Source organism: Rhizobium sp. Root1204 (assembly GCF_001424965.1).
In the GTDB taxonomy this organism is placed as follows: Bacteria; Pseudomonadota; Alphaproteobacteria; order Rhizobiales; family Rhizobiaceae; genus Pararhizobium.
Genome location: NZ_LMCZ01000042.1, coordinates 293,723 through 305,448, shown reverse-complemented (window position 1 = coordinate 305,448; position 11,726 = coordinate 293,723). Strand labels below are relative to the sequence as shown.

Below are 11,726 nucleotides of genomic sequence, written 5' to 3'. Positions count from 1 at the left end.
CCCCGCCATTTTGCAGACGGGAGGGAAACCACTTTCTGACCATCCACCGGACAAAGGCTTACGTCTGTCCTCCACCCGGCACCGGCCCTGTCTCACCGCTACGCCTAGCGGTCTCGCCGATGACAGGACGCAATGATGATGACACAGGTTTTGATCGCGGGGATTTTCGGTGCGATTGGGGTGCGCGGGCGTAGAGGAGATTGGGCGACAAGTATTTGACGTTAAAGGGAAGATGCTCGTTTTGTCCTGCTCACGCGAGATGATTTTTTAGCACCCGGGAGGATGGATATTTCCTCCGCCATCCCCGCTGCAAGGACTGACATGACGGAGAGATTTGAGGCCCCCCAAAAAATCCTTGCCGGAGATGACCGCCGGAAATAGTGGTAACAGCGCCGGCCTGCCTGGTTTCTGCGGCTTTCAAGCCGTCCGCAAAGCGATCTTTACCGGCTGGCTTCGCGCAGGAAGCGGCCGGCGGCCCAGCCGCGGATGCCGTCTTCGGTGGAGACGCGGCACCAGCGCTGGCCGGCCGACATGCGGCAACCCATGTTGCGCAGCAATTCGCCGTTGACCAACTGGGCGACGACGCGGCCCTGCGCCGAGGGCAGGGTACGGATGTTCAGCGTGTCGTTCGAGGAGACGCCGGACACCTGCCACCAGTCGGGTCCACCGGACAGGCCGTCGGCATAATCGCCACCCGGCTGTGGTTTGGCAGCGACGGCGCCTGTAGCGCTGACTGAAAGGGTGTAACGGGCCGTCTCGTTGCGCCGGGCGGCATTGCGCATCAGGTAGACGGTGATCTTGTAGTCACCACTGGAGGGAACCCTGGCCTGGAAACGATTGCCCTCGCTGGAGCCGGCGAACATGGCTTCGGCCGCGCCGGGGGCGGTCACGTTGAAATAATTGCTGGCATTGCTGGTCTGCAGATCGACGGTCAGCCGCTGGCCGGCCGACAGGTCGACGTGATACTCGACGCTTTCATAGCCGCGAATGGTATCGCGCACGACGGTGCCGGATTTGCCGCGGGGGAAGGCAAGCCGCTCGTTCGCCGTCTGGGCGAAGCTGACGGTCGGAAGGTTGACGAAGGCGAACGCGGCAAGGAAGAGGCCGAAGCCAAGGACGAAAGCCAATGGTTTGGGGGTGGTCAACGTCATGTCAGTCTCCATCTGATCTGCCAGCGGCCGGAATCTCGCAACGATCGCAACTTATTCCGTCTTCGTGTCCCCCGTCTATAACCCTTCGTTGTATCGGCGTTGCCGTGCCGGTATATGTTGCGGAACTGCCGTTGCATTGTCCGTTTCAGAAACCACCGAGCGAGTGTCCCTGCATCATGTCATTCCGTATAAAGCTTCATCGCGACGGCCCGGAATTTTCCAGAATGGTCTGGGGTGCGTTTCGCATTGCCGGCAATCCGGAAACGAGCGGAATCGCCTCGATTGCCCGCACTGTCGATACATGCCTTGATGCCGGGATCACCACGATCGACCATGCCGATATCTATGGGGGATACCGCGTCGAGGCGATGTTCGGCGCGATGTTGGCCACCCGCCCGGACCTGCGCAACCGGATCGAGCTGGTGACGAAATGCGGCATCGCGCTGACCGGCCCGGCTCGGCCGGAACATCGGGTCAAGCACTATAACAGCACGGCCGGGCATATCCGCCTGTCGCTGGAAAATTCGCTGCGCAACCTGAAGACCGATCATGTGGATTTGCTGCTGCTGCACCGGCCCGATCCGCTGCTGGACGCGGCCGAGGTGGCCGGGGTGTTGGAGGCACTGGTCAAGGAGGGCAAGACGCGGGCGGTCGGCGTCTCGAACTATACGCCGTCGCAGGTCGCGCTTCTGCAAGCGAAGCTCAACATCCCGCTCGTCGCCAACCAGATCGAGCTTTCGGTCAGCCATACGGCGCCGCTCACCGACGGAACACTGGACGATTGTCAGCGTCTGGGGATCTCGCCGATGGCGTGGTCGCCGCTGGGTGGTGGACGCCTGTTCGACCGGGAGAAAGGCAACCCGCGGCTTGTCGATCTCTTGACCGCACTTGCTGCCCAATATGGCGTTTCGGGACCGGGCACGGTCGCACTGGCGTGGTTGTTGCGGCTGCCTTCGAAACCGCTGCCGATCATCGGCTCGACGGATCCCGAGCGGGTGAAGGCGCTGGCGCGGGCGGTGGAGATCGAGTTTGATCTGCAGGACTGGTTTCAGGTCCTGGAAGTGGCGAGCGGGCGGCCGGTGGCGTAAGGACTGGCGGCGGTCAGCGCTGCAATTTCCGATCTGCCAAGGTTCGGAACATCGCCGGGCGTCACCCCACCCCGGCACGGCGGGCCGAGCCTCCCCCTCAAGGGGAGGGTGGAACGAGGCGGTGCCTCCTCATCCGGTCAGGTAATGACAGACGGTTCGGTGCGGCCGGTGCGGGTCTTGATACCGGCGATCAGATCGGCAACAGCGATCAGATCGGCAAGGGCTTCCTGGGTTTCCGTATCATGCTTGGAGGCATCGGGCTCATAGCGTTCGATATAGACGCGCAGGGTTGCGCCCGACGTGCCGGTGCCCGACAGGCGGAAGACAACGCGGGAGCCGCCTTCGAACAGGATGCGGATACCCTGGTTGTTTGAGACCGATTTGTCGATCGGGTCATTGTAGGAGAAGTCGTCGGCGGTGGCGACCTTCAGCTTGCCGAAGGTCTTGCCGGGCAGGGTGGCGAGCTGGTCGCGTAGCGCCGTCATCAAGCCGTTTGCGGCATCCGAATCAACTTCTTCATAGTCGTGGCGGGAATAGTAGTTGCGGCCGTAGGTGGTCCAATGCTGGCGGGCGATATCCTGGACGCTTTCCATGCGCACGGCGAGAATGTTGAGCCAGAGCAGAACCGCCCAGAGGCCGTCCTTTTCGCGCACGTGGTTTGAGCCGGTGCCAGCACTTTCCTCGCCGCAGATGGTGACGAGGCCTGCATCCATCAGGTTGCCGAAGAATTTCCAGCCGGTCGGGGTCTCGAACATGCCGATGCCAAGCTTTTCCGCAACGCGGTCGGCGGCGGCACTGGTCGGCATCGAGCGGGCGATACCGGCAAGACCCTTGGAATAGCCGGGCGCCAGGTTCGCATTGGCGGCGAGCATTGCAAGGCTATCGGACGGGGTGATGAAAATGCCCTTGCCGATGATCAGGTTACGGTCGCCGTCGCCATCGGATGCAGCGCCAAAGTCCGGCGCATCGTCGCTCATCATTTCCTCGTAAAGCGCGCGGGCGTGGACGAGGTTGGGGTCCGGATGGTGGCCGCCGAAATCAGGAAGCGGAATGAAGTTCAGCACCGAGCCCTTGGCAGCGCCCAGACGGTTTTCGAGGATTTCCTTGGCATAGGGGCCGGTCACCGCGCTCATGGCGTCGAAGACGATGCGGAAGCCGCCGCCGATCAGGTTGCGGATAGCGGGGAAATCGAACAGTTTCTCCATCAGTTCGGCATAGTCCGAGACCGGGTCGATGACGACGACTTCCAGGCCGGCAACATCCTGGCTGCCTTCGATATCGAGGTTGATATCGGCGACCTCGGCGATCTTGTAGCTTTCGATCGTGCGGGTACCGGCATAGATGGCGTCGGTGACCTTTTCAGGGGCCGGACCGCCATTGCCGATATTGTACTTGATGCCGAAATCCTCGGTCGGGCCGCCGGGATTGTGGCTGGCCGAGAGTACGATGCCGCCAAAAGCCTTGTATTTGCGGATGACGTTGGATGCAGCCGGCGTGGAGAGAATGCCGCCGCGGCCGACCAGAATGCGGCCGAAACCATTGGCTGCAGCCATCTTGATGGCGATCTGGATGACTTCGCGGTTGTAAAAGCGGCCGTCGCCGCCGATCACCAGCGTTTCGCCCTTGAACCCGTCGAGGCTGTTGAAGATCGACTGGATGAAGTTCTCGGCATAGTTCTTCTGCTGGAAGACCGGGACCTTCTTGCGCAGACCGGACGTGCCGGGCTTCTGGTCCAAATAGGGCGTGGTCTGAACGGTTCTGATCATGGTCTTAGCCTTTCGCAAGAAGACTGGAATAGAGGTCGGCATAGCGATGCGCACTCATATCCCAGGAAACGTCTGATTTCATACCCTGGGCCTGGAGACGAGCCCAGACTTTCGGTTGCCGGTAGGCGGTAAATACACGCCGAAGCGCCTGGCGCAAACTTGCAGCAGAAACGGGCGAGAATTGGAAGCCGGTGGCAACTTTTGCAGCGAGCGCCGCTTCGTTGGCATCGATGATCGTATCGGCAAGGCCACCGGTATGGGCGACGACCGGCACGCAGCCGTAGCGCAGGCCGTAGAGCTGGGTGAGGCCGCAGGGCTCAAAACGGGACGGAATGAGGATCGCATCGGCGCCGGCCTGCATCAGGTGCGACAGGGGTTCGTTGTACCCGATCACCATGCCGACCCGGCCGGGATGGCGGGCTGCGGCAGAGATGAAGGCACCTTCGAGGGCCGGATCGCCGGAGCCGAGCACGGCAAGCTTGCCGCCATTGTCGACGATATCGTCGATCACCTCGGCGAGCACGTCCATGCCCTTCTGCCAGGTCAAACGGCTGACGACGCAGAAGATCGGGCCGGGAGCGTTGTCGAAGCCGAACTGCGCCGACAGCGCCTTGCGGTTGGCTTCGCGCTTCTTCAGCGAGGTTGGGCCATAGGTTTCGGCGATATTCTTGTCTGTCTGCGGATTCCAGATCTCGGTGTCGATGCCGTTGACGATGCCCGAGAGGCTGGACAGGCGGGCCGTCAGCAGGCCTTCAAAGCCCATGCCGAATTCCGGGGTGAGGATTTCCTGGGCATAGGACGGGCTGACGGTGGTGATGGCGTGGGCCGTTTGCAGGCCTCCCTTGAGGAAGCCGACATCGCCGAAATACTCGACATAGTGCATCGAAAAGGCTTCCGGCGGCAGCGCCAGCTCGGCAAAGACATCCGGCCCGAACTGCCCCTGGAAGGCAATGTTGTGGATGGTCAATACCACCGGCGTCGCATGGGCGGGACCGAATCGCATATAGACCGGCGTCAGCGCCGCCTGCCAGTCATGCACATGGACGAGATCCGGCTTCCAGCTCGGCAGCAGGCCACCGGCGATCTCGGCAGCAGCCAGAGACAGGGCCGCGAAGCGGCGGAAATTGTCGGCATAATCGCGGCCGGTCTGATCGACATAGGGCCCGCCGTCGCGATCGAACAGTTCGGGTGCATCGAGCACGAGAAGATCGAGGCCATCGTGATCGACGGCAAGGATCGAGGCGGGGTTGCCGAAGAGATTGTCGAAGCCGCCGATCTTTTGCGGCTTCTTGAGCTTTTGCATCACCACCGGATAACCCGGCATCAGCGTGCGCATGCGCACGCCGTGCGGTTTCATTGCCGCCGGCAGGGCGCCCGCCACATCGGCGAGACCCCCTGTCTTGATCAGCGGAAAGACTTCCGATGCGACGGACAGAACTTCCATGCTCACAGATCCAGCTTGTCGATCATCGCCTGGGTGATCAGGCAGATGCCGTTTTCCGAGCGGCGGAAGCGCTTGGCATCGAATTCCGGATCCTCACCGACGACGAGGCCTTCCGGGATGACGACGCGGCTGTCGATGACGACGTTGCTGAGCTGGGTGTGCCGGCCGATCTTGACGTTCGGCAGGATGACTGCCCCATCGAGACGGGAATAGGAATTCACCCGGACGCCGGTAAACAACATGGAGCGGTTCAAGGATGCGCCGGAAATGATGCAGTCGCCTGATACCAGCGAGGAGGTGGCGGACCCGCGGCGATTTTCATCGTCATGGACGAATTTTGCCGGCGGCTTGATCTCGGCGAATGTCCAGATCGGCCAGGTGCCGTCGTAAATGTCGAGTTCCGGGGTGACGTGGGTGAGGTCGATATTGGCCTGCCAGTAGGCATCGATCGTGCCGACATCGCGCCAATAGGCTTCGCGCTCGAAATCGGAGCGGACGCAGGACTGGTTGAAGCGGTGGGCGACGGCTTTGCCGTGCTGGACGATGTAGGGAATGATGTCCTTGCCGAAGTCGCGGCTCGATGTCGGATCGGCGGCGTCGCGGCGCAGCACATCCATCAGGAACTTGGTGTGGAAGACATAGATGCCCATCGAGGCCAGCGCCATCTCCGGATTGCCGGGAATGCCCGGAGGGTCGGCTGGCTTTTCGACGAAAGCGATGATCTGGTCCTTGTCATCCACATGCATGACGCCGAAGCCGGTCGCTTCCATGCGCGGCACTTCCAGGCAACCGATGGTGACGTCGGCACCGGAATCGACATGCTGCTGCAGCATGAGTTCATAGTCCATCTTGTAGACATGGTCGCCGGCCAGGATGACCATGTATTCGACACCATGATCCTCGATGATATCGATGTTCTGATAGACGGCGTCGGCGGTGCCTTCATACCATTGCGTCTCGGAGACGCGCTGGGAGGCGGGCAGGATGTCGAAACTTTCGTTACGCTCCGGGCGCAGGAAGTTCCAGCCGCGCTGCAGGTGGCGGATCAGCGAATGCGCCTTGTACTGGGTCGCGACGCCGATGCGGCGGATACCGGAATTCAGCGCGTTGGAGAGCGCGAAATCGATGATGCGGGCCTTGCCGCCGAAATAGACCGCAGGCTTGGCGCGGCGATCGGTCAGTTCCTTCAGGCGGCTTCCGCGGCCGCCGGCAAGGACGTAGGCCATTGCATCACGGGCGAGGGGCTGGGTGCGTTTTTCCATTGAATTTCCTCCCGATAGTATAGTTCCAGGGCGATTTGACCGCTCGTTGGAACTGCGTCCTCTCCAAATACTATTGTGGTCCGCGACGTGAACGGGTCTTGGGAGCCCGCCATGGCGTGGACTAGTCCTGCTCCAGCATCAATGTCGCCAAAGGCGGCAGGGTGATGGTTGCCGTAATAACGCCTGCACTGTTTTTGGTTGCCTGGACGGCTCCTCCGTTGCCTTTGCCGCTGCCGCCATAAATCTCGGCATCGCTGTTGAGAATTTCTTTCCACCGCCCCTCCACCGGCAACGGTATCGTATAATTTTCCCGGTAGACCGGGGTAAAGTTGCTGATGACGGCGATGGTTTTTTCACCGGGCGCCTTGCGCAGCCAGGCGAAGACAGAATTTTCCCGGTCGTCGGCAATCAGCCATTCGAACCCTTCTCCCTCGCAGTCGCGGGCGTGCAGCGCGGCCTTGTTGCGATAGGTGCCGTTCAGGTCACGCACCAGCCGGCGCATGCCTTCATGCAGGGGATACTCCAACAGGTTCCAGTCGAGCGCGCGGTCTTCCGCCCATTCCTGCCACTGGGCGAATTCCTGCCCCATGAACAGGAGCTTCTTGCCGGGATATCCCCACATGAAGCCGTAATAGGCCCTGAGATTGGCGAACTTCTGCCAGTCGTCGCCGGCCATCTTGGCAATCAGCGAGCCCTTGCCGTGCACCACTTCGTCATGGGAAAGTGGCAGCACGAAGTTTTCGCTGAACGCATAGAGCAGGCCGAAGGTCAGGTCGTTGTGGTGGTGCTTGCGATGGATCGGCTCGCGCTGCAGATATTGCAGCGTGTCGTGCATGAAGCCCATGTTCCACTTGAAGCCGAAGCCGAGGCCGCCGGCATGGACCGGAGCGGAGACTTTCGGCCAGGAGGTGGATTCCTCGGCGATTGTGATGATGCCGGGATGGCTGCCGTAGACTTCCTTGTTCATGGTCTGGAGGAAGCGGACGGTATCGAGATTTTCGTTGCCACCATATTCGTTCGGCACCCATTCGCCATGCTTGCGCGAATAGTCGAGATAGAGCATCGAGGCGACCGCATCGACGCGCAAACCGTCCAGATGGAATTTTTCGGCCCAGTAGAGCGCGTTGTTGACGAGGTAGGAAAACACCTCGGCGCGGCCGAAATTGTAGATCGCCGTGTTCCAGTCGGGGTGGTAGCCCTGACGCGGGTCCTCATGCTCATAAAGGGCGGTGCCATCGAACCAGCGCAGGCCATGGGCGTCGGTCGGGAAATGGGCAGGCACCCAATCGAGGATGACGCCGAGGCCGACTTTGTGGGCGCCGTTGACGAAGCGGGCAAAACCTTCCGGCTCGCCGAAGCGGGCGGTCGGCGCATAGAGACCGGTGGTCTGGTATCCCCAGGAGGGATCATAGGGATATTCGGTGATCGGCAGGAACTCGATATGGGTGAAGCCCATATCGACGCAGTAGGGGATCAGGCGTTCTGCCAGTTCGTCCCAACTCAGCATGTCGCCATTGTCGCGCCGCTGCCAGGAAGCGGCATGAACCTCGTAGATCGAGATCGGCTGGCGGCGGGCATCGACGCTGGCCCAATGGGCGCGGTGCGCGTCGTCCTGCCAGACCTGTTCGATCTCTCCAGCCGTCATCGAGGCATTTTTCGGGCGCAGTTCCGAGCGGCGGGCGAAAGGATCGGCCTTCAGCGGCAACAACTCGCCATTCTTGCCGACGATCTCATATTTGTAGATGGCGCCCGGCTGGACGTCCGGCACGAAGATTTCCCAGATGCCGGTATCCTGACGCAGCCGCATCACGTGGCGGCGGCCGTCCCAATCGTTGAAATCACCGACAACCGAAACACGCCTGGCATTTGGCGCCCAGACGGCGAAGTGAAATCCGTCCGCGCCGTCATGTTTGATCGGATGCGCGCCCATTTTGTCGAACAGCCGCAGATGCGAGCCTTCACGGATATAGTAATCGTCCATCGGACCGAGCACCGGCCCGAAGCTGTAACAATCGGTGACGGTCCATTCACCGCCGCTATTGCGGGCACGGTAGCGGACCGGCTGTGCCTTCTTGACGGCAATGATGCCCTCGAAAAAGCCGGCATCGTCGCGCCGGGTCAGCGTACCGATCTCCTTGCCGGTCAATGTTTCGGCAGTCACCGTTTCGGCGCCGGGGATGAAACAGCGGGCGACGAACTCCTTGCCTGCGGGATGGACGCCGAGGGCGGCGAACGGATTGCTATGCGTGCCAGCGAGGATCGCCGCGATCTCTTCCGCCGACAGACTGGCTGGCAGAGCGGCAGGTGTGGCGTCTTTCGGCACTGATGTCATCCGGCTCTCCAAATTTCCCCGGCATATTGCCTGATTGTACGGTCAGAGGAAAACCAGCCCATGCGCGCGGTGTTACGAATGGTCTTGGAATACCAGCTTCCCGTGTCCGTCCAGATCGCGTCCACCTCGCGCTGGGCCTTGGTATAGGCATCGAAATCGGCCGCCACCATGAACCAGTCGTGATTGTAGATGCCGTCAATAAGGCCAGTGAAGCGATTGCGATCATCCGGAGAGAAGACGCCGGACGAGATCGCGAACAGGGCCTGCGACAGCTCACGCGATTGCTCGATGATGGCGCGGGGATTGTGGCCCTCGGCGCGCACCTTGGCGACTTCATCCGCCGTCATCCCGAAGATCTTGATGTTCTCTTCGCCGACCCAGTCACGCATTTCGACATTGGCGCCGTCGAGCGTTCCGATCGTCAGCGCACCGTTCAACGCGAACTTCATGTTTCCGGTTCCGGACGCTTCCATGCCGGCGGTGGAAATCTGTTCCGACAGGTCGGCGGCCGGTACCATGATTTCGGCCAGCGAGACGTTGTAATTGGGGATGAAGACGATTTTCAGCAGGCCGCGCACGGCCGGATCGTTGTTGATCACCTTGGCGACATCGTTGGCCAGCTTGATGATCAGCTTGGCATTGTGATAGCTCGGCGCCGCCTTGCCGGCGAACAGCTTGACCCGCGGAACCCAGTCAAGCTCGGGATGCGAGCGGATCTGATCATAGAGCGAGATTGCCTCGATGATGTTGAGGAGCTGGCGCTTGTATTCGTGGATGCGCTTGATCTGGATGTCGAACATCGCCGATGGATCCAGCCGGATGCCCATACGGCTCTGCACCAGTTGGGCCAGCTTGACCTTGTTGGCGCGCTTGATGGCGGCGAATTTTTCCTGGAAATCCGGCTTGTCGGCAAAGGGATCGAGCGCCTGTAGGGCTTCTGTATTGTCCATGAACTCATCGCCGATCGCACCGCGGATCAGCGTGACAAGCTCGGGATTGCATTGCATCAGCCAGCGGCGCGGCGTGATGCCGTTGGTCTTGTTGTTGATGCGCTCCGGATAGAGCCGGTGCAGATCGGCAAACACGGTTTCCTTCATCAGCTCGGTATGGAGCGCGGAAACGCCGTTGATGGAATGGGATCCGACAAAGGCGAGGTTGCCCATGCGCACGCGGCGGTCGCCGCTCTCGTCGATCAGCGAGATGTTGCGGACTTCCTGATCGCTGTGCGACTTCTGCTTGCGGGCCTCGAGCAGGATCTTGGCGTTGATCGCATAGACGATCTGCATGTGGCGCGGCAAAAGCCGTTCGAATAATGGCACGGGCCAGGTTTCGAGCGCTTCCGGCAGCAGCGTATGGTTGGTGTAGGAGAATGTGTGGCGGGCAATATCCCAGGCGGTTTCGAAATCCATGCCGTGAACATCCGTCAACAGGCGGACGAGTTCGGCAACGGAGACGGCCGGATGGGTATCGTTCAGCTGGATCGCCACCTTGTCCGGCAGCGAGGTGAAATCCGGATATTGCTGCAGATGGCGGCGCAGGATGTCCTGCAGCGAGGCGGACGAGAAGAAGAATTCCTGGCGCAGGCGCAGTTCCTGACCGGCTGGGGTTGCGTCTGCCGGGTAGAGGACGCGGGCAAGGCTTTCGGCCTTGTTGCTTTCTCTGAGCGCGCCGATGTGATCACCGGCATTGAAGGCATCCAGCAGGATCGGGTCGATCGGATGGGCTGTCCACAGGCGCAGCGTGTTGACGCGCTTGGCGCGCCAGCCGACGACCGGCGTATCGCAGGCCGTGGCGATAACACGCTCGGCCGGTTTCCAGACGTAGCGGGTGACTTCCTCATCGACATTGACGGTTTCGACCGAGCCGCCGAAGCCGATTTCGTAGGAGCTTTCGCGGCGCTCGAATTCCCAGGGATTGCCGTGGGCAAGCCAGGTTTCCGGCAGCTCGACCTGCCAGCCATCGGCCATCTGCTGGCGGAACAGGCCGTGGACGTAGCGGATGCCATAACCATAGGCAGGGATATCGACGGTTGCCATCGATTCCATGAAACAGGCGGCCAGGCGGCCAAGACCGCCATTGCCGAGTGCTGCGTCGGGTTCCAGAGCTGCGATGACGTCGAGATCGACGCCGAACGAGGCCAGCGCCTCGCGGAGTTCGTCCATCAGGCCGATATTGGTGACGGCATCGCGCATCAGGCGGCCGATCAGAAATTCAAGCGATAGATAATAGACGCGCTTGGCATCGGTGGCGTAGGTCTTGCGCGTCGATTCCATCCAGTTGTCGGTAATGCGGTCGCGCACGACCAGGATGGCCGCGGTCAGCCAGTCATGCGGTTTGGCGACTTTCGGGTCCTTGCCGATGCGGTAGGTGAGGCGCTCGATGATTTCCTGGGCAAGGACTTCGGCGCTCGATGCGCGGGGGGCAGCGCTCGGAATTTTCTCGTTGGACAAACGATCGATCATGGAAAAGGCTTACCCTCTGCGAGCGGTTTGGGAGACCGGAGGCGAACACCAACGGGGCATATGAGCGATTTATGCACCGATACGAAGCGCTTGCAATAGTGTTTTCAATAAGATGAAAATTGTAGAAGAGGGCCGGTTCGAAACGGCTTGCGATTTGCCGGATAGCGCGAAAAAGCCCGCGCCGGTATCTCGGAACGGGCTTTCGATTGCAAAGGGTAAAG

7 protein-coding genes are annotated in these 11,726 nt (G+C 61.0%); 1 reads left to right on the top strand and 6 read right to left on the bottom strand.

The window, feature by feature from the left end:
* Window positions 1-440: 440 nt before the first annotated feature.
* Complete coding sequence (locus tag ASC96_RS29425) at window positions 441-1,151, bottom strand: SH3 domain-containing protein (RefSeq protein ID WP_082512308.1); 711 nt, start codon at window positions 1,149-1,151, stop codon at window positions 441-443.
* A gap of 176 nt (window positions 1,152-1,327) precedes the next feature.
* Between ASC96_RS29425 and ASC96_RS29420 the strand changes: the two genes are divergently transcribed.
* Window positions 1,328-2,239 (top strand): aldo/keto reductase, encoded by a 912-nt coding sequence (locus tag ASC96_RS29420; RefSeq protein WP_060506576.1) that lies wholly within the window; start codon window positions 1,328-1,330, stop codon window positions 2,237-2,239.
* A gap of 137 nt (window positions 2,240-2,376) precedes the next feature.
* Here the strand turns inward: ASC96_RS29420 and ASC96_RS29415 are convergent, their stop codons facing one another.
* From ASC96_RS29415 to ASC96_RS29395, 5 genes are all read right to left on the bottom strand, one after another.
* A complete protein-coding gene (locus ASC96_RS29415; protein WP_060506575.1) occupies window positions 2,377-4,005 on the bottom strand; it encodes an alpha-D-glucose phosphate-specific phosphoglucomutase in 1,629 nt (542 codons plus the stop codon).
* Between the two features lie 4 nt (window positions 4,006-4,009).
* Window positions 4,010-5,449 carry a glycogen synthase GlgA gene (glgA, locus tag ASC96_RS29410; RefSeq protein WP_060506574.1) on the bottom strand — a complete coding sequence of 480 codons (1,440 nt, stop codon included), beginning with the start codon at window positions 5,447-5,449 and terminating at the stop codon, window positions 4,010-4,012.
* A gap of 2 nt (window positions 5,450-5,451) precedes the next feature.
* A complete protein-coding gene (gene glgC / locus ASC96_RS29405) occupies window positions 5,452-6,711 on the bottom strand; it encodes a glucose-1-phosphate adenylyltransferase (protein ID WP_060506573.1) in 1,260 nt (419 codons plus the stop codon).
* A gap of 121 nt (window positions 6,712-6,832) precedes the next feature.
* The gene (gene glgB / locus ASC96_RS29400) at window positions 6,833-9,043 is read right to left on the bottom strand and encodes a 1,4-alpha-glucan branching protein GlgB (protein ID WP_060506572.1); all 2,211 of its coding nucleotides are present in this window, start codon (window positions 9,041-9,043) and stop codon (window positions 6,833-6,835) included.
* Entirely contained in the window at window positions 9,040-11,502 is a 2,463-nt protein-coding gene (locus ASC96_RS29395; protein ID WP_060506614.1) for a glycogen/starch/alpha-glucan phosphorylase, read from the bottom strand. Before ASC96_RS29395 ends, glgB begins: the two co-directional genes overlap by 4 nt.
* Window positions 11,503-11,726 lie beyond the last annotated feature (224 nt).